At 65.9% G+C, this 17662-nt stretch carries 21 protein-coding genes; 19 read left to right on the top strand and 2 right to left on the bottom strand.

Going from position 1 to position 17662, the window contains the following annotated elements:
* The 10 genes from rplO to SFU54_RS06615 form a co-directional block, all read left to right on the top strand.
* Positions 1-533: 50S ribosomal protein L15 (gene rplO, locus SFU54_RS06570; protein WP_319015491.1), on the top strand; the 533-nt coding region annotated here is incomplete at its 5' end.
* Between the two features lie 113 nt (positions 534-646).
* Positions 647-1972 carry a preprotein translocase subunit SecY gene (secY, locus tag SFU54_RS06575; protein ID WP_319015492.1) on the top strand — a complete coding sequence of 442 codons (1326 nt, stop codon included), beginning with the start codon at positions 647-649 and terminating at the stop codon, positions 1970-1972.
* A complete protein-coding gene (locus SFU54_RS06580; RefSeq protein WP_319015493.1) occupies positions 1969-2559 on the top strand; it encodes an adenylate kinase in 591 nt (196 codons plus the stop codon). Before secY ends, SFU54_RS06580 begins: the two co-directional genes overlap by 4 nt.
* 192 nt (positions 2560-2751) lie before the next feature.
* Positions 2752-2973 (top strand): translation initiation factor IF-1, encoded by a 222-nt coding sequence (gene infA / locus SFU54_RS06585; protein ID WP_021759551.1) that lies wholly within the window; start codon positions 2752-2754, stop codon positions 2971-2973.
* A gap of 70 nt (positions 2974-3043) precedes the next feature.
* The gene (gene rpmJ, locus SFU54_RS06590) at positions 3044-3157 is read left to right on the top strand and encodes a 50S ribosomal protein L36 (protein ID WP_047561540.1); all 114 of its coding nucleotides are present in this window, start codon (positions 3044-3046) and stop codon (positions 3155-3157) included.
* A gap of 139 nt (positions 3158-3296) precedes the next feature.
* Positions 3297-3671: a 30S ribosomal protein S13 gene (gene rpsM / locus SFU54_RS06595; RefSeq protein ID WP_319015494.1), complete on the top strand. Its 375-nt coding sequence runs from the start codon at positions 3297-3299 to the stop codon at positions 3669-3671.
* A gap of 47 nt (positions 3672-3718) precedes the next feature.
* Positions 3719-4117, top strand: a complete 399-nt coding sequence (rpsK, locus tag SFU54_RS06600) for a 30S ribosomal protein S11 (protein WP_319015495.1) — start codon at positions 3719-3721, stop codon at positions 4115-4117.
* Between the two features lie 189 nt (positions 4118-4306).
* Positions 4307-5296: a DNA-directed RNA polymerase subunit alpha gene (locus SFU54_RS06605; RefSeq protein ID WP_319015496.1), complete on the top strand. Its 990-nt coding sequence runs from the start codon at positions 4307-4309 to the stop codon at positions 5294-5296.
* 58 nt (positions 5297-5354) lie between these two features.
* The gene (gene rplQ / locus SFU54_RS06610) at positions 5355-5924 is read left to right on the top strand and encodes a 50S ribosomal protein L17 (RefSeq protein WP_319015497.1); all 570 of its coding nucleotides are present in this window, start codon (positions 5355-5357) and stop codon (positions 5922-5924) included.
* Between the two features lie 122 nt (positions 5925-6046).
* Complete coding sequence (locus SFU54_RS06615; protein ID WP_319015498.1) at positions 6047-7018, top strand: GNAT family N-acetyltransferase; 972 nt, start codon at positions 6047-6049, stop codon at positions 7016-7018.
* 20 nt (positions 7019-7038) lie between these two features.
* Here the strand turns inward: SFU54_RS06615 and SFU54_RS06620 are convergent, their stop codons facing one another.
* The gene (locus SFU54_RS06620) at positions 7039-8925 is read right to left on the bottom strand and encodes an acyltransferase family protein (protein ID WP_319015499.1); all 1887 of its coding nucleotides are present in this window, start codon (positions 8923-8925) and stop codon (positions 7039-7041) included.
* 72 nt (positions 8926-8997) lie between these two features.
* Here SFU54_RS06620 and truA point away from each other — a divergent pair, with 72 nt between their 5' ends.
* From truA to glmM, 4 genes are all read left to right on the top strand, one after another.
* Entirely contained in the window at positions 8998-9870 is an 873-nt protein-coding gene (gene truA, locus SFU54_RS06625) for a tRNA pseudouridine(38-40) synthase TruA (protein WP_319015508.1), read from the top strand.
* A gap of 166 nt (positions 9871-10036) precedes the next feature.
* Positions 10037-10483, top strand: a complete 447-nt coding sequence (gene rplM, locus SFU54_RS06630) for a 50S ribosomal protein L13 (RefSeq protein ID WP_319015500.1) — start codon at positions 10037-10039, stop codon at positions 10481-10483.
* Between the two features lie 70 nt (positions 10484-10553).
* A complete protein-coding gene (gene rpsI, locus SFU54_RS06635; protein ID WP_413466579.1) occupies positions 10554-11024 on the top strand; it encodes a 30S ribosomal protein S9 in 471 nt (156 codons plus the stop codon).
* Between the two features lie 22 nt (positions 11025-11046).
* The gene (gene glmM / locus SFU54_RS06640; RefSeq protein ID WP_319015501.1) at positions 11047-12408 is read left to right on the top strand and encodes a phosphoglucosamine mutase; all 1362 of its coding nucleotides are present in this window, start codon (positions 11047-11049) and stop codon (positions 12406-12408) included.
* Here glmM and coaA read toward each other — a convergent pair.
* The gene (gene coaA, locus SFU54_RS06645; RefSeq protein WP_319015502.1) at positions 12405-13349 is read right to left on the bottom strand and encodes a type I pantothenate kinase; all 945 of its coding nucleotides are present in this window, start codon (positions 13347-13349) and stop codon (positions 12405-12407) included. The two genes, glmM and coaA, sit on opposite strands and share 4 nt — an antisense overlap.
* 58 nt (positions 13350-13407) lie before the next feature.
* Between coaA and glmS the strand changes: the two genes are divergently transcribed.
* From glmS to tsaB, 5 genes are all read left to right on the top strand, one after another.
* On the top strand, positions 13408-15258 hold the full coding sequence (glmS, locus tag SFU54_RS06650; RefSeq protein ID WP_319015503.1) for a glutamine--fructose-6-phosphate transaminase (isomerizing): 1851 nt from the start codon (positions 13408-13410) through the stop codon (positions 15256-15258).
* A 53-nt stretch (positions 15259-15311) separates the two neighbouring features.
* Positions 15312-15668, top strand: a complete 357-nt coding sequence (locus SFU54_RS06655; RefSeq protein ID WP_319015504.1) for a holo-ACP synthase — start codon at positions 15312-15314, stop codon at positions 15666-15668.
* Positions 15665-16759 carry an alanine racemase gene (gene alr / locus SFU54_RS06660; protein WP_319015505.1) on the top strand — a complete coding sequence of 365 codons (1095 nt, stop codon included), beginning with the start codon at positions 15665-15667 and terminating at the stop codon, positions 16757-16759. Before SFU54_RS06655 ends, alr begins: the two co-directional genes overlap by 4 nt.
* A 2-nt stretch (positions 16760-16761) precedes the next feature.
* A complete protein-coding gene (gene tsaE / locus SFU54_RS06665) occupies positions 16762-17295 on the top strand; it encodes a tRNA (adenosine(37)-N6)-threonylcarbamoyltransferase complex ATPase subunit type 1 TsaE (protein WP_319015506.1) in 534 nt (177 codons plus the stop codon).
* A partial coding sequence (tsaB, locus tag SFU54_RS06670) for a tRNA (adenosine(37)-N6)-threonylcarbamoyltransferase complex dimerization subunit type 1 TsaB (protein WP_319015507.1) occupies positions 17279-17662 on the top strand: 384 nt, incomplete at its 3' end. The genes tsaE and tsaB, both read left to right, overlap by 17 nt.

Raw genomic sequence — 17662 nt, forward strand, 5'->3', positions numbered from 1 at the left:
CCGCTGCCGAGAAGGCTCCGGCGAAGGCCGCTGCTGACAAGGCGCCTGACACCAAGGCCCCCGCGAAGAAGGCCGCGTCGACCGAGGTCGCGCGCCCGCAGGTGCTCAAGGTTCACCACCTTCGTCCCGCTCCGGGATCGAAGAAAGACCGCACCCGTGTTGGTCGTGGTGAAGGCTCGAAGGGTAAGACGGCTGGCCGCGGTACCAAGGGAACCAAGGCCCGCTACCAGGTCAAGCCCGGCTTCGAAGGTGGCAACCTCAACTCGGTGATGCGCGCGCCCAAGCTGCGCGGTTTCACGAACCCCTTCCGGGTCGAGTACCAGGTCGTCAACCTTGCCGCACTTGCCGAGCTCTACCCCAAGGGCGGCGATGTCACCATTGCCGACCTCGTGGCGAAGGGCGCTGTGCGCAAGAACGAGAAGGTCAAGGTTCTCGGTGACGGCGACATTGCGGTTAAGCTCAACGTGACCGTCGACAAGGTCTCGCGCTCGGCTGAGCAGAAGATCGTCGCTGCTGGCGGTTCGATCCAGTAGGTGATGGGTGGCCCTTCGGGGCCACCCTTCCCTGCGGGTCCGGCCCACTCGGGCCACAGCATCCGTCGCCGCCGGGCGTACGGGTGCTCATGGTTTTTCTACGGGAGGTCCTCGTGTTCAGAGCTATCGGGCGGATCTTCCGCACGCCCGACCTGCGCCGGAAGATCGGCTTTACCCTCGGGATTGTCGCCATCTTCCGCCTGGGATCGTTTATTCCCGCGCCGTTCGTCGACTTCCAGAACGTGCAGATCTGCCTCGCCGGCAATCAGGGCGCCACGGGTCTCTACCAACTCGTCAACCTCTTCAGCGGCGGCGCTCTGCTGCAGCTCTCGATCTTCGCGCTCGGCATCATGCCGTACATCACGGCGTCGATCATCACGCAGCTGCTGCGCGTCGTCATTCCGCACTTTGACACTCTGCACAAGGAGGGTCAGGCGGGTCAGGCCAAGCTCACGCAGTACACGCGCTACATGACGATCGCCCTCGCGGTGCTACAGTCGACCACCCTCATCACGGTTGCTCGCGCTGGTGCGCTGTTCCCCACGACGAGCGGTGTTGCTGAGTGCAGCCAGCTCATCACGAACGACGCGTGGTACGCGATTCTGCTCATGGTCATCACGATGACCGCCGGTACCGGTCTCATCATGTGGTTCGGCGAGCTGGTGACCGAGCGCGGCATCGGTAACGGCATGTCGTTGCTCATCTTCACCTCGATTGCCGCAACGTTCCCATCGGCTCTCTGGGCCATCGCCGTTTCGCAGGGCCCGGAGATCTTCGTGCTCGTTCTGGGCATTGGCTTGCTGGTGATGGCTGGCGTGGTCTTTGTCGAGCAGTCGCAGCGTCGCATTCCGGTGCAGTACGCCAAGCGCATGGTCGGTCGTCGCACCTACGGAGGCAACAACACCTACATTCCGATCAAGGTCAACATGGCCGGTGTTGTGCCGGTGATCTTCGCGTCATCGCTGCTCTACTTGCCTGCGCTCATCGCGCAGTTCAACCAGCCGGCGGCGGGTGAAACGGCGCCTGAGTGGGTCGTCTGGATTCAGAACAACCTGGTGTCGGGTGACAACCCGATCTACATGGTCATGTACTTCTTGCTCATCGTTGGCTTCACGTACTTCTATGTCGCGATCACCTTCAACCCTGAAGAGGTCGCCGACAACATGAAGAAGTACGGCGGCTTTATCCCCGGCATTCGTGCAGGTCGCCCGACGGCTGAGTACCTCGACTACGTGTTGACGCGCGTGACCCTGCCGGGGTCGCTCTACCTCGGTTTGATCGCGCTCATTCCGCTGATCGCCTTTGCGGCAATCGGGGCAAACCAGAACTTCCCCTTCGGTGGCGCGAGCATCCTGATCATCGTCGGTGTCGGCCTCGAAACCGTGAAGCAGATCGACGCACAGCTGCAACAGCGTCACTACGAAGGTTTGCTGCGATGAGCGCTCGTCTGCTGCTGATCGGCCCGCCCGGCGCGGGCAAGGGCACGCAGGCGCAGCGCCTCTCAACCGCTTTGGGTGTACCCGCCATTTCGACGGGCGACATCTTTCGTGAGCACCTGCGCAACGAGACCGAGCTGGGTCTCAAGGCAAAGGCCTACATGGATGCGGGCGATAACGTTCCCGACAGCCTGACCAACGATCTCGTCGCTGATCGGCTGTCTCAGCCCGACGCGGCTGCGGGGTTTCTGCTCGATGGCTACCCGCGAACGATCGACCAGGCTCGCGCGCTCGATGAGTTTCTCAGCGACCACGGGGCGTCGATGGATGCTGTGGTCGAACTTGTCGCCGAGCCCGACGTCGTCGTCGAGCGGTTGAAGAAGCGTGCACTCGAACAAGGTCGTTCCGACGACGATGAAGCGGTTGTGCGTCACCGGCTCGACGTCTATGCGCAGCAGACGGCTCCGCTCATTGGCGTGTACGACGACCGCGGGTTGCTCGCGAAGGTCGACGGCATTGGTGAGGTTGCTGAGGTGACGTCGCGCATTGAAGCCGCACTCGCCTCACGCGGCATCCACTTCACCGCCTGATCTCTTCTGGCGATCGAGTTCTCGGTTTCGACTTGCCCCTGAAGGGTCATATCACCTAAGCTCGATCTTTGGTGCCTTTGGCACGCCTTTGGCGTGTCTCCCGAGATCCCGCCGTGCAGAGGGGATTTCTCGCAGCAGCACCGCGTCATCCGCACGACCGGTAGAAACCACACTTTTAGCGACGAAGAGGCAATGGCCAAAAAAGACGGTGTCATCGAGATTGAAGGCTCGGTGGTCGAAGCGCTGCCCAACGCGATGTTTCGCGTCGAGCTGACCAACGGCCACAAGGTGCTCGCGCACATCTCGGGAAAGATGCGCCAGCACTACATCCGCATTCTTCCTGAAGACCGCGTGATCGTTGAGCTGAGCCCCTACGACCTGACCCGCGGCCGCATCGTCTATCGCTACAAGTAACCGTTTCGCCGGATAAGGAACGGCCCGGGGATCCACCCGGCGCACGAGGCCAGCGAGAGAGAAGAACACCATGAAGGTCAACCCCAGCGTCAAGCCCATCTGTGACAAGTGCAAGGTCATCCGTCGCCACGGCAACGTGATGGTCATCTGTGAGAACCCGCGCCACAAGCAACGTCAGGGCTAAGGCTTTAGGGCCTCCACGAACTCACAACTGAATACGAACTCCAGGCAGTTCCAGATCCCACGCGAGTGGGGGACACCCAGGGCGGGAGGCCCTGGCACCGGTTCTGCTCCACACCTCTCACCCACCTGAAGGAGCCATCATGGCCCGTCTTGCCGGAGTGGACATTCCGCGCGATAAGCGCGTGGAAATCGCCCTCACCTACATCTACGGAGTCGGACGCACGCGTTCGACCGAAACCCTCGCCGCCACGGGTATCGATCCGAACGTGCGCGTCAAAGACCTGACCGACGACCAGCTCGTCGCACTGCGTGACCACATCGAGGGCACCTACAAGGTCGAGGGTGACCTCCGCCGCGAAGTTGCTGCCGACATCCGCCGCAAGGTCGAGATCGGCTCCTACGAGGGCATCCGCCACCGTCGTGGCCTCCCCGTGCGCGGTCAGCGCACCAAGACCAACGCGCGCACCCGCAAGGGCCCGAAGCGCACCGTCGCCGGCAAGAAGAAGGCGCGCTAGTCCGGCCCCGCCGCGACCCGCGCAATCTACAGGTTTAGGAGAAGACCATGGCAGCACCCAAGTCGGCCGCGCGCAAGCCCCGCCGCAAAGAGAAGAAGAGCATCGCCGTCGGCCAGGCTCACATCAAGTCAACCTTCAACAACACGATCGTGTCGATCACCGACCCGACCGGCGCCGTGATCAGCTGGGCTTCGTCGGGCCAGGTGGGCTTCAAGGGCTCGCGCAAGTCGACGCCGTTTGCCGCCCAGCTCGCTGCCGAGTCGGCTGCCCGTCAGGCGCAAGAGCACGGCATGAAGAAGGTCGACGTTTTCGTCAAGGGACCGGGCTCGGGCCGCGAGACGGCGATTCGTTCGCTTCAGGCCGCCGGCCTCGAGGTGGGCTCGATCAGCGATGTGACGCCTCAGGCGCACAACGGCTGCCGCCCGCCCAAGCGTCGCCGCGTCTAACCGCTGGAGTTGGTGGTGGGGTCCCGAGGGGGCCCCACCACACCACCAGATTCGTCGCCCGTCACGGTCGTCGGCACTGGTGCACGACCTGCACTCATCGAACTTCGATAACTCAACACACTCGACGAGCCAGCCACTCGTCGCGCCACAAGTGTCATATGGCGGACACTTTGCCGAAAGGAATCAACAGTGCTCATCGCACAACGTCCCACGCTGACCGAGGAGAACGTCTCCGAGTTCCGGTCCCGGTTCATCATCGAGCCGCTGGAGCCCGGTTTCGGCTACACGCTCGGTAACTCACTGCGCCGCACGCTGCTCTCGTCGATTCCCGGGGCTGCCGTGACGAGCATCCGTATCGACGGTGTTCTGCACGAGTTCAGCACCATTGCTGGCGTGAAAGAAGATGTCACCGAGATCATTCTCAACGTCAAGAACCTTGTCGTCTCGAGCGAGCACGACGAGCCCATTACCGCCTACCTGCGCAAGCAAGGGGCTGGTGAGGTCACCGCCGCCGACATCTCGGCGCCCGCCGGGGTCGAGATTCACAACCCTGAGCTCGTGATCGCGACGCTGAACGACAGCGCCAAGTTCGAGCTCGAGCTCACGATCGAGCGCGGCCGTGGCTATGTCAGCGCGACCCAGAACCGCAGCGAATTCAGCGAAGCCGGCCAGATTCCGGTCGACTCGATTTACTCGCCCGTGCTCAAGGTCACCTACCGCGTCGAGGCAACTCGTGCCGGTGAGCGCACCGACTTCGACCGCCTTGTCGTTGACGTGGAGTCGAAGCCGGCGATCACGCCGCGCGATGCCATTGCATCGGCCGGCCGCACGCTCGTTGAGCTGTTCGGTCTCGCGCGCGAGCTCAACACTCAGGCCGAAGGCATCGAGATCGGCCCCGCGCCGGTCGACGCGGTGTTGTCGACCGAGCTGTCGATGCCGATCGAAGACCTTGACCTCTCGGTGCGCAGCTACAACTGCCTCAAGCGTGAGGGCATCAACACGGTGAGCGAGCTCGTTGCGCTCTCCGAGACGCAGTTGATGAACATCCGCAACTTCGGCCAGAAGTCGATCGACGAGGTCAAAGACAAGCTCGTCGAAATGGGCCTTTCGCTCAAGGACGCGGTTCCCGGGTTCGACGGCGCTCACTTCTACGGTGGCTACGACGACGAGGAGAGCTAGGACGCCCCGCGTTCTGTTCCGCTCCCCCTCTCTTCTCTGATACGAAAGAACACACATCATGCCTCAGCCCACGAAGGGCCCCCGCCTCGGTGGCGGACCCGCCCACGAGCGCCTTCTTCTCGCAAACCTTGCGACGGCGCTGTTCACCCACAAGCGCATCACCACGACCGAGACGAAGGCCAAGCGCCTGCGTCCGCTCGCCGAGCGCCTCATCACGTTCGCCAAGCGCGGTGACCTGCACGCCCGTCGCCGGGTCATGACGGTCGTTCGCGACAAGAGCGCCGTGCACGAGCTCTTCACCGAGATCGCGCCGCTCGTCGCCGAGCGTGAGGGCGGCTACACCCGCATCACGAAGGTCGGCTACCGCAAGGGTGACAACGCCCCCATGGCCGTCATCGAGCTCGTTCTCGAGCCGGTCAGCCCGAAGGCCGCGAGCGCCAAGAAGGCAGCCGCCCCCGCCAAGAAGGCCCCCGCTGCCGAGGTTGTCGTCGACGAGCCCGCTGTTGCCGAGCCCGTCGCTGACGAGGTCGCTGCTGACGAGGTCGCTGCTGACGAGGTTGCCGCCCCCGAGGAGGCCGCCGTCGCCGAGGCCGATGCCGAGGCTGCGTCGGACGACGAGTCGAAGTAGTCGAGAACAGTCACGATCCCGTTACGGCCCCCGCACTTCGGAGCGGGGGCCGTACGCTTTCTGGCGTGACCGAGTCATTGCCACCCCTCCACACTCGGGTGCCCACGCCGCCACCAGTGACCATGCCCTCGGGTCCCGCCGGTATCCACTGGCGCTCGCTCACGACCGACGACGCCGCGACGATCGCCGAACTCGCCGAGCGAATCAGCGCGCGCGATCACCCCACGTGGAGCGAATCAGTCGACGAAATCCACGAAGAGCTCACCCATTCCTGGGTCGACCCGTCGAGCGATGGCCTGCTGGCAACCGACGCCGATGGAACTGCCGTCGCGTGGGGCCTCGTCGTCGCGCCGCCTGACCCCGAGTCGCTCGTCCACGTGATTCTGTTCGGCGGCGTGGCCGCTGGCCATAGTGGCCGAGGCATCGGCCGGGAGCTTCTCGCCTGGCAACAATCACGGGCTCTTCACATGCTTGCCGCGAGCGATGCGACGTTGCCGGCATGGGTTCTGAGCTATGCACCCGACCGTGCTCCTGAACACGGCCGCTTGCTACAGCGCCGAGGTTTTGAGCCTGCCCGTTACTTCACGACCCTTGAGGCCGACCTTGCGCTCGTTGATTCTCAGGCTGCGGTACCCGACCGCGTGCGCGTTCTCCCGTTCGACGCGTCACTGAGTGAGGCCGTTCGCGAGGCGAAGAACGCCGCCTTCGCTGACCACTGGGGAAGCCAGCCCGCGAGCCGCGAAGCGTGGGAGTCGATGCAGGGACTCCCGAGCTTTCGCGCCGACTTGAGTCGGATTGCCCTGGCGGGTGACGACGTGATCGGTTTCGTCATCACCGAGACCAATGAAGACGACTGGGAGCGAGCAGGATCACGCTCGAGCTACATCGGTCTCGTCGGCACGGTGCGCGCGTGGCGAGGCCGCGGCCTTGCGAGCGCCCTGCTCGCCGCAGTCATGCAGGCCTATCGGGATGCGGGGCTCGAGACAGCGGTGCTCGACGTCGACACCGAGAACCCGACAGGTGCGCTCGGTGTCTACACCCGACTGGGATTCGAGCCCACGGCGCGAGACGTGTCGTACCGCCTGCAGTTCTAGCCCCACTCACCCGCGAATCGTCAGCGAGGACGCGGTAACTCCCGGTTCTCGTCGTAGTCGACCAGTGCCGGCAGTTCCGCGAGTTGTTGGAGCGCTGCAGCAACCGCACCGGCATAGATGCGCCCGCCCGCCGAGCCCGGGTGGATTTGATCTCGAGCGAGCACGTCGAGCTCGGGCGCGATAGCCGTGCGCCAGTCAGCGATGACCACGTCGCGGTAGTCGTCGGCAAAGGCGTGCAGACTCGCGTTGACGTCGGCAATCCAGCCGCGAGGCGCCTGGGCGCTCACCAGAATCAACTGCCGGTCGGGGCCGAGAATGCCCCGCAATTCGTGCAGTGTGGCAACGTCGATCGATCCGTTGGTTCCGAGGCCGATGATCATGATGGGGCGCAGTTGACCCTTGCGGGCAAGGGCCCGAAGAATCTCGGGTGCTTGCCGCATCTGTCGAGAAACCGCCGCGTCAATGGCGATTCCCGGAAAACGCGCCTGCAATTGGGGTGCCGCAGCGAGCATCACCGAGTCGCCGATGGCGATGATCTGGTCACCCGAAGCGATGGCGACCGTGTCGGCCTCATCGGGCCCGCGTTCGCTCAGAGGAACGCGCAACGGAACCGCGGGCCGGGGTGCCGAGAGCGAGGCCTGCCCGGCGGCGATAAACGCTTCCGCTTGCGACTGCGCGGGCGCCCTGACAATGGCGAGGCCCGCTCCGGCCAGTAGGCCGGCGATGGCCGCGACGACTCCCACCCCCAGAATGGCCCGACGAGCGCGACCCCACCCGAGATCGCCCACGAGCGCGCGCTGCACCTCACGCCGACGAATCGGTTGCTCGATGAATCGAAAACTCAGGGCCGCGAGAACGACGGCAATGACGAGGGCGGCGAGCCCGAGCATCCAACTCTGCGAACCGATGCGATCGATCTGGGGGAGTGCCGCGGCGAGAAGCAGCAGCACGGGCCAGTGCCACAGGTAGAGGCCGTATGAGCGTTCACCGACCCAGCGCGCGAGCGGGGCATCCGCGAGGCGCACCGCGCGCCCGCCGGGGTGATACAAACACACGATGGCCACGGCCGTGAGTGCGGTTGCCGCAACCAGCCCACCGCGATACGTGATTGCGGCATCGATCGACAGCGCCCAGGTCACGGCGATCAGCCCGCTCGTGGCGAGAAGAGCACCCAGGTCGGCGACCCAGGCGGCAATGCGCGGGGCGGATGTCCGCTCGCGGAGCGGCTCAACCCCGAGCGCCACGCCCGCGCCAACGAGCAGCCCAAAGCCGTGCGTGAGCGTCGACAGGTAGGCGACCGAAGCAGGGGCTGGATCGACCGCAGGGTCGCCCGCGAGCACGGCCATCGCCACCGCCGAGACTGCCGCGAGCGCGAGCGGAACCGTGACCCGCATCCAGCGCGGGGGCAGCAACAGAATCACGATGATGACGAGGGGCCACACGACGTAGAACTGCTCTTCAACCGCGAGCGACCATGCGTGCCGAAAGAGGTCGGGGCTCGTCTGGTCGAGGTAGCTCGCCCCCTGGGCGATCGACCACCAGTTGCTGCTGAAGGTGAGCACGCCGGCGAGCTGCCACCCGATGCCCACAAGAATGTCGCCCCCGATGAGTGCTGCGACCGCCGACGAGAGCCCAACGACGACAATGAGGGCGGGCAGCAAGCGGCGGGCTCGGCGCGCCCAGAATGACCCGAGTGCGATGCGTCCTCGCGCTCGGTGTTCGGCGACCAGGAGGGCGGTGATGAGATAGCCGCTCACGACGAAGAACACGTCGACGCCGATGAATCCGCCGGGGGCGAGCCCTGGGAACAGGTGGTAGGCGAGCACGAGCACGATCGCCAGGGCGCGCAGGCCGTCGAGGCCGGGAAGGCGATCGCGGGCGACGGTGCTCGTGGTGATGGCCGACATGGTGCGTTAAGCGTCGCGCCCCGAGCGTCATGGGTCAAATAACGCGCCGTACACTGAGCGGTTGTGGAGACTGTGCGCCTGCGGCTCGATATCGCCTACGACGGCACAGCGTTCTCGGGGTGGAGCAAGCAACCCGGCCTGCGCACGGTGCAAGAGGTCATCGAAGATGCCATCGCCACTCTCGTGCGGCATCCCGATCTCGAGGTTCGCCTCGTTGTTGCCGGTCGCACCGACGCGGGAGTGCACGCGACGGGGCAAGTGGCGCATATCGACCTGACCGAGCAGCAGTGGCGCGCCATTGCCGCCGCCCGGCGCGGAGGAACCACAGAAGCCTCGTTGACGCGCCGCCTCAACGGCATCATCAGCGCGACGGCTCCTGATGTGGTCATCTCACGAGTGACGCTCGCCCCCGAGGGTTTCGACGCGCGATTCTCACCGCTCTGGCGCCGCTACGAATACCGCATAGCCGACGCAACGAGCGGCCACGACCCCCGTCGACGGGCACACACGCTGTGGCATCCGAACGTGCTCGATGAGGCGGCGATGGATGCTGCTGCCCGCAGTCTGCGCGGCCTGCATGACTTTGCCGCCTTCTGTAAACCGCGCGAGGGCGCGACCACCATTCGTACCCTGCTCGACTACGAGTGGACGCGCGACGCCGAGGGTGTGCTCATCGCCACCGTGCGGGCCGACGCCTTCTGTCACTCGATGGTGCGAGCGCTCGTGGGTGCGGCGGTCGCCGTCGGGCTCGGCAAGCTGGCACCCGACGAGCTCACGCGCATTCTCGACGCGGCCGTCAAGGTCAACGCGTTTCCGGTGGTGGCGGCAAAAGGCCTCACGCTCGTCGAGGTGGCCTACCCGCCTGACGCCGAGCTCGGGGCGCGCGCCGAGCTCACGCGAGCGCGTCGCGAGCCTGTCGGCAGGGCATCCGACCCCTCGGACTAATCACGCCAGATTGACCGGCCTCCCGCCGACGGGTAGGCTCGACCCTTGGTGCCCGTCGCCGACGGCCATCCGGTTGAGCCCTCCACCGTGGCGTTCGCTCTCATCGAGACGCGAACTCCCCCCGGAGCGGGATTCACGAACTACTCGACACGAAAGTACTAGCACTGTGACGCGCACTTTCAGCCCCACTCCCGCTGACGTTCAGCGCAACTGGGTCGTCATCGACGCAACCGATGTCGTCCTGGGCCGCCTCGCCAGCCACGCCGCCGTTCTCTTGCGCGGCAAGCACAAGCCGACCTTTGCCCAGCACATGGACATGGGTGACTTCGTCATCATCATCAACGCCGACAAGGTGGCCCTGACGGGCTCGAAGCTCGCGCAGAAGAAGGCCTACCGCCACTCGGGTTACCCGGGCGGACTCACGGCGACCTCCTACAGCGAACTGCTCGAGAAGAACCCCGAGCGCGCTGTCGAGAAGGCCATTCGCGGCATGCTGCCGAAGAACTCGCTGGGCCGCGCCCAGATCAAGAAGCTCAAGGTCTACACGGGTGCCGAGCACCCGCACGCTGCGCAGCAGCCGACGATCTACACCCTCGACCAGGTCGCCCAGTAGCGGCCGCGCAGACGCTAAAGGAATCAGCATCGTGGCAGACGTTACGAACACCGACATCAACACCGACGACATCACGCCTGAGTCGGCACCCGAGAGCTACACGACCGAGTCGGCGGCTCCCGCCGCGTCGGTGGCGCCCCGCGCCATCCTCTCGGTCGGCGGCGCGGCCGTGGGCCGTCGCAAGCAGGCCATTGCTCGCGTGCGCATCAACCCGGGCGCCGGCACCTACAAGGTCAACGGGCGCACGCTCGAAGACTACTTCCCGAACAAGCTGCACCAGCAGCTGATCAACGACCCCTTCACCATCCTTCAGCTGGGCGGTGCCTACGACGTCGTCGCACGCATCACCGGCGGTGGCCCCTCGGGCCAGGCGGGTGCTTTGCGCCTCGCTATCGCGCGCGCTCTCAACGAGATCGACCGCGAGAACAACCGCCCCACGCTCAAGAAGGCGGGCTTCCTCACGCGCGACGCGCGCGTGATCGAGCGCAAGAAGGCCGGTCTCAAGAAGGCCCGCAAGGCTCCTCAGTACTCGAAGCGCTAGTCGATCGAGGAGAAGACTCGTCATGGGTCGACTTTTCGGCACGGATGGGGTTCGAGGGCTGGCCAACGGTGATCTCACCGCTGACCTCGCCCTCGGCCTCTCCCAGGCTGCTGCGCGCGTGCTCACCTCCGGGCGGCACGCAGAAGAGTTGCGGGCTGCGGGCAAGCGACCGACGGCGATCGTCGCGCGCGACCCGCGGATTTCTGGCCAGTTCTTGACGGCCGCCGTATCGGCGGGTCTCGCGAGTTCGGGCATTGATGTGCTCGATGCGGGCGTCATCCCGACGCCGGCTGCCGCGTTTCTTGTGGGCGACATCGGCGCCGACTTCGGCGTCATGATCTCGGCCTCGCACAATCCGGCCCCCGACAACGGCATCAAGTTCTTTTCGTTCGGGGGCACGAAGCTGCCCGATGCGGTCGAAGACCGCATCGAAGAGGCGATGTCGGGCGAGAAGCTCGCGCCGACCGGCGCGGGCGTCGGCCGCATCCGTCGCTTTGCCGACGCCGAAGACCGCTACGTGCTCCACCTGCTCGGCACCGTCGACGTGTCGCTCGCGGGGTTGCACGTCGTGATCGACTGCGCGCACGGCGCCGCGGCGGGCATTTCGCCCCAGGTCTTTGCCGACGCTGGTGCGCGCGTGACCGTGATCGGTAGTGATCCCGACGGTCTCAACATCAATGACGGTGTGGGGTCAACGCACCTGGCGCCGCTGCAAGCCGCCGTTCTCGAACACGGTGCCGACCTCGGCATTGCCCACGATGGCGATGCCGATCGATGCCTCGCGGTGGATGCCGCTGGTCGCGTCATCGACGGCGACCAGATCATGGCGATCATCGCACTGTCGATGAAGGCGCGCGGCCTGCTCACCGACGACACTCTTGTTGCGACAGTCATGAGCAACCTCGGACTCAAGCGCGCGATGGCCGAGCACGGTGTGCGCATGATCGAGACGGGCGTCGGTGACCGCTATGTGCTCGAGGCGCTCGCCGAACACGGGCTCAGCCTGGGTGGCGAACAATCGGGCCACATCATCATGAGCGAGCACGCCACGACAGGCGATGGCATTCTCACGGGCCTGCAACTCGCGGCCGAGATGGTGCGCTCGGGCCGTACTCTCGCCGAGCTTGCCGACGTCATGACCGTGTTTCCGCAGGTGCTCATCAACGTGCGTGGGGTCGACCGCACGGCGCTCGACGGTCACGCCATCATTGCCGCGGCCGTCGCGGCCGAAGAGGCCGCACTGGGCGACAGCGGTCGTGTTCTGCTGCGGGCGAGCGGAACTGAGCCCATGGTGCGCGTCATGGTCGAGGCTGCCGAGCAAGAGATCGCCGACGAGGTTGCCGAGCGCCTCGCCGCAATCGTTCGCGAGCAGCTCGCCGTCTAGATCTTGCGCAGCAACACGGTCTCGACCGTGTGATCGCTCGCCTTGCGCAATACGAGCGACGCGCGAGCCCGCGTGGGCAAGATGTTCTGCACGAGATTGGGTTCGTTGATCTCGCGCCAAATCTCGCGGGCTTTGTCGACCGCTTCGTCGGGTGAAAGCGCGGCATAGCGGTGAAAGTAGCTGCGCGGATCAGTAAAGGCCCCGCGTTGCAAGGCCAAGAAGCGCTCTTCGTACCACTGTGCGATGTCGCTCGTGCGGGCATCCACATAAATCGTGAAGTCGAAGAGATCGCTGACCGCGAGTGATGCGCCGGCGTTGGGCGGCTGCAACACATTGAGGCCTTCAACGATCAAGATGTCGGGCCGGCGCACGATCACCTCGGCATCGGGCACGCGGTCGTAACTCAAGTGGCTATAAACGGGTGCGCGCACTTCGTCGGCGCCGGCCTTGACGCGCGCGACGAAGCGCAAGAGCGCGCGTCGGTCGTACGACTCCGGAAACCCTTTGCGATGCAATATGCCGCGTCGCACCAATTCGTCGGTGGGCAACAGAAAGCCGTCAGTCGTCACGCGCTCGACCCGCGGCGTATCGGGCCACCGAGAGAGCAGCTCGCGCAATAATCGCGCAATCGTCGACTTGCCCACGGCGACAGACCCCGCCACGCCGATGACGAAGGGAGTGTGCTCTCCGGGCTCGCGCAAGAAGCTGCGCGTTGCCTGGTGCAATTCGCGCGCCCCGACCGCATAGAGACTCAGCAATCGACTGAGCGGCACATACACTTCGGCGACTTCGCGCATGTCAAGTGCGTCGCCGAGCCCACGAAGCTGAACGAGTTCGGTTTCGGTCAAGGGATGAGCCGTGGTGGGGGCGAGGGACGCCCATTGCTGCCGGTCGATCTCGTCGAACGGGCTCGTGTCGCGCGCTGCGTGTGGATCGCTCATCGCCCCCCACAGTACCCCCGGGCACTCCGCTGTGGCAGGGGCCGTAGAATGGTCGGCTATGTGCGGAATCGTGGGGTATGTCGGAACCCGGAGCAGCGTCGAGGTGCTTCTGGGCGGTCTCAAGCGACTCGAGTATCGGGGCTATGACTCCGCCGGGGTTGCCGTCATCGACGACCACGGCCACCTCGACACGCGCAAGCACGCCGGCAAGCTGGGCATTCTGAGCGACGACCTCGCGGCAACCCCGCTCACCGACGGCCAAACGGGCATCGGCCACACGCGCTGGGCCACGCACGGCGGACCGACTGACGAGAACGCTCACCCCCACCTCGGAGACGAGGGCAAGCTTGCTCTCATTCACAACGGCATCATCGAAAACTTCTCTGAGCTCAAGGCGGAGCTTCTCGCAAGCGGTCACACCTTCAGCTCGCAGACCGACAGCGAGGTTGCGGCGTTGCTCGTCGGCGATGCATTCCGTGAGTCCGGTGATCTCACGACCGCCATGCTCAGTGTCGTCAACCGACTCGAGGGTGCGTTTACGCTGCTCGCGGTGCACTCTGACCAGCCGAACGTGGTGGTGGGCGCTCGCCGCAATTCGCCGCTCGTCATCGGTCTCGGTGAGGGCGAAAACTTCTTGGGCTCTGACGTGGCCGCGTTTGTCGAGTACACGCACCGGGCCATGGAGATCGGGCAAGACCAACTCGTCACCATCCGCCCCGACAGCGTCGAGGTGGTTGACTTTGCGGGCACGCCTGTCTCGCCCAACACCTTCGAGGTGAACTGGGATGCCTCGGCCGCCGAAAAGGGCGGCTGGTCGAGCTTCATGGCGAAAGAGATCAGCGAAGAGCCCGAGGCCGTCGCCAAGACGATCATCGGCCGCGTGCACGACGGACTCGTCGACCTGCCGGAAGTGACGGCGCTCGGCGCCGACGTGCTCTCGAGCATTGACCGCGTGCTCATCATTGCGTGCGGCACCGCCGCCTACGCGGGCATGGTCGGCAAGTACGCGATCGAGCAGTGGGCTCGCATCCCCGTCGATGTCGAGCTTGCGCACGAGTTCCGGTACCGCGAGCCCGTGCTCTCGCCCAACACTCTCGTCGTCTCGATCAGCCAGTCGGGCGAGACGATGGACACCCTCATGGCCGTCAAGTACGCCCGCGAGCAAGGTGCCCGCACGCTGTCGATCTGCAACACGCAGGGCGCCACGATTCCGCGCGAGTCTGACGCGGTCGTCTATACCCACGCGGGCCCCGAAGTGGCAGTCGCGTCGACCAAGGCCTTCGTGGCACAGATCACGGCGATCTACCTGCTCGGCCTTCAGCTCGGCCAGGTTCGCGGAACGCTCAGCACCGAGCGCGCGCGGGGCCTCGTTGCCGAACTGCAAGCCGTTCCTGAGAAGCTCACGGCCGTGCTCGCGACGGGTGAGCGCATCAAAGAACTCGCGCACTGGATGGCCGACACGCGATCGGTGCTTTTCTTGGGCCGCCACGTGGGCTACCCCGTTGCCCTCGAAGGTGCTCTCAAGCTCAAAGAGCTCGCGTATATCCATGCAGAAGGCTTTGCCGCTGGCGAGCTCAAGCATGGGCCGATCGCGCTCATCGAGCCGGGGCAAGTCGTGTTCGTGATCGTTCCGAGCCCGCGCGACCCGAACTCGTTGCACGCGAAGGTGGTCTCGAACATCCAAGAGATTCGCGCTCGTGGCGCTCGCGTCATCGCGATCGCCGAAGAGGGTGATGTTGCGGTGCTGCCGCACGCTGACGAGGTCATTCGCATCCCGCTCGCCTCGCCGTTCTTCGAGCCGCTGCTGGCCGTCGTGCCCTTGCACATCTTTGGCATGGAGCTTGCCTCGGCGAAGGGTCTCGACGTCGACCAGCCGCGCAACCTCGCCAAGTCGGTCACGGTCGAGTAGGCGCGCTCAGTCAGCGCGTCGAGTAGCTCGGTCGAGAACGCCACACGTGCGCCATGGGACGAATCGTCGGAATCGGAGTCGACGTCGTCGACCTTGCGCGGTTTGAGCGCGCTCTCGATCGCACGCCGCGATTGCGCGAGCGATTGTTCGTCGACAACGAGCGCGAGTTACCGCTGCGGTCGCTCGCCGGTCGCTTCGCCGCGAAAGAGGCACTGATGAAGGCGCTCGGGGTCACCGACGGCGTCACCTGGCACGACATGCGCGTGATCTCTGATGCCGAGGGAAACCCCGACTTCGTCGTCAGTGGCCGCGCGGCCGAGATCGTGACCCAGCGAGGCATTGGTTCTCTGCACCTCTCAATGTCGCACGATGCCGGTGTCGCCATCGCGTTTGTCGTGGCCGAGTCATGACGCGTCCGTTGCGCGAGGCGCGAATCTCGTCGTCGGCAATCGCGGCGAATGCCGAGGCCATGCGTCGACTCGTACCCACGCCGCACACGATGGCGATCGTCAAGGCCGACGGCTATGGCCACGGCGCGATCACCGCGGCTCGGGCAGCCCTAGAGGCAGGCGTTGACCACCTGGGCGTTGCCGATCTTGACGAAGCGTTCGAGCTTCGCGCCGCGGGCATCGATGCGCCCGTGCTCGCGTGGTTGCACGACCCCGAGGCCGACTTCGCCGCGGCGGCTGAGGCGGGCATCATGCTCGGCCTGAGTTCGCGCGAACATCTCGCGCGCGCAGTCGCGAGCGGCCACCGAGCGACGGTGCACGTCAAGGTCGACACGGGCCTCTCGCGCAACGGCGTCGTTGAGTCAGAGTGGGGCCCTTTTGTCGACGACCTCGCGGCCGCCGTCTTTGCTGGCGCCGTGCATCTGGGCGGGGTTTTCAGTCACCTGTCGAACACGTCGCCCGACGATGATCGCGCGCAAGTGGTCGCCTTCGAGCGGTTTCTGGATGCTCTGCGCGCGGTCGACCTCGACCCGGGCATCCGTCATCTCGCCGCGTCGGCCGCGGCTCTCGACCACCCGGCCGCCCGCTACGACATGGTGCGGCTCGGCCTGGCGCTTTACGGCATTGCGCCGGAGCGCCACCTGCGGGGAACACTGCCGCTCGCGCCAGCGATGCAGCTGAGCGCGCGTGTCGTCGGGCTCAAGCGCGTGCCCGCGGGCAGCGGTGTGTCGTATGGCTACCTGCACCGCACGGATGCCCCCACGACGCTCGCGCTCGTGCCGCTCGGCTATGCCGATGGTGTGCCGCGCGCGGCCGTCGATGCTCCCGTGCGCATTGGCGAGGCGGTGCACCGTGTCGTCGGACGCATTGCGATGGACCAGCTCATCGTCGATGTGGGCGACGCACCAGTGTCGATCGGCGATCGAGCCGTGCTGTGGGGCACCCCCGCCGACGGTGATCCGAGCGTCGACGAGTGGGCCGATGCGGCGGGCACGATCGCCTACGAACTCGTGACGCGCCTGGGGCGCCGCGTGCACCGTACGGGGGCGTGAGCATGGCGGTCACGCTCTCCATCGCCGACCCCAATGCCATGGCGCGACTCGGAGCCGTTCTCGCCGCCGAGTTGCGGGCGGGTGACACGGTGTTGCTCACGGGCGAGCTCGGAGCCGGAAAGACGACGCTCACGCGCGGACTGGGCGCTGCCCTCGGTGTGCGCGGGGCCGTGACGAGCCCGACGTTCGTGCTCGCGCGCACGCATCCGCGCGTCGATGGCCCCGCCCTCGTGCACGTCGATGCCTACCGGTTGCGCGACGCGGCCGAGCTCGACGATCTTGATCTCGACTTCGCACGCTCGATCGTTGTCGTCGAGTGGGGAGCCGGGTTGCTCGAGCACCTCGTCGATGAGTGGCTCGCAATCACGATCGAGCGGCCGACGGGCGCGGGCGCGACAGGTGACGCGCGAGAGGCCGCGAACGACGATCTCAACGGCGCGGCCGACGACGCCCCCATCGAACCCCGCACCGTGACGATCGAGGGCGTCGGCCCGCGGTGGGCCGACCTAGGCTGGCTGCATGCTGCTCGCGATTGACACCTCGGCGGGTACCGCCGTCGCGGTTGTCGCGCTCGACGGCACCGTGCTCGCCGAACGCAGCACCGACGACACCCGCCGCCACGCCGAAGTCATCGGCCCGTTTCTTGATGAGGTGCTGCACGCACCGGGGGTCTCGGCTGCAGATCTCACGGGCGTCGTCGCGGGCATCGGACCCGGGCCGTACACGGGCTTGCGGGTGGGCATTGCGGCGGCGCGCGCGGTCGCGCTCGCGCGGGGCATCCCGTTGCTGCCGGTTGCCAGCCACGACGCCGTCGCCCTCACGCTCGTCGAGGGGGGTATCGCCGCCGGCCGATTCGCCGTCGTGACGGATGCCCGCCGCCGCGAAGTCGCCGTCACGGTCTAC

It is taken from the genome of Microcella sp. (genome assembly GCF_033763155.1).
Lineage (GTDB): Bacteria > Actinomycetota > Actinomycetes > Actinomycetales > Microbacteriaceae > Microcella.

Excerpts from the sequence above, each read along its gene's own strand:
- SFU54_RS06580 (WP_319015493.1), top strand. The coding sequence starts at position 1,969 with ATGAGCGCTCGTCTGCTGCTGATCGGCCCGCCCGGCGCGGGCAAGGGC.
- infA (WP_021759551.1), top strand. The coding sequence starts at position 2,752 with ATGGCCAAAAAAGACGGTGTCATCGAGATTGAAGGCTCGGTGGTCGAA.
- rpmJ (WP_047561540.1), top strand. The coding sequence starts at position 3,044 with ATGAAGGTCAACCCCAGCGTCAAGCCCATCTGTGACAAGTGCAAGGTC.
- rpsM (WP_319015494.1), top strand. The coding sequence starts at position 3,297 with ATGGCCCGTCTTGCCGGAGTGGACATTCCGCGCGATAAGCGCGTGGAA.
- rpsK (WP_319015495.1), top strand. The coding sequence starts at position 3,719 with ATGGCAGCACCCAAGTCGGCCGCGCGCAAGCCCCGCCGCAAAGAGAAG.
- rplQ (WP_319015497.1), top strand. The coding sequence starts at position 5,355 with ATGCCTCAGCCCACGAAGGGCCCCCGCCTCGGTGGCGGACCCGCCCAC.
- SFU54_RS06615 (WP_319015498.1), top strand. The coding sequence starts at position 6,047 with ATGCCCTCGGGTCCCGCCGGTATCCACTGGCGCTCGCTCACGACCGAC.
- SFU54_RS06620 (WP_319015499.1), bottom strand. The coding sequence starts at position 8,925 with ATGTCGGCCATCACCACGAGCACCGTCGCCCGCGATCGCCTTCCCGGC.
- glmM (WP_319015501.1), top strand. The coding sequence starts at position 11,047 with ATGGGTCGACTTTTCGGCACGGATGGGGTTCGAGGGCTGGCCAACGGT.
- coaA (WP_319015502.1), bottom strand. The coding sequence starts at position 13,349 with ATGAGCGATCCACACGCAGCGCGCGACACGAGCCCGTTCGACGAGATC.
- glmS (WP_319015503.1), top strand. The coding sequence starts at position 13,408 with ATGTGCGGAATCGTGGGGTATGTCGGAACCCGGAGCAGCGTCGAGGTG.
- SFU54_RS06655 (WP_319015504.1), top strand. The coding sequence starts at position 15,312 with ATGGGACGAATCGTCGGAATCGGAGTCGACGTCGTCGACCTTGCGCGG.
- alr (WP_319015505.1), top strand. The coding sequence starts at position 15,665 with ATGACGCGTCCGTTGCGCGAGGCGCGAATCTCGTCGTCGGCAATCGCG.
- tsaE (WP_319015506.1), top strand. The coding sequence starts at position 16,762 with ATGGCGGTCACGCTCTCCATCGCCGACCCCAATGCCATGGCGCGACTC.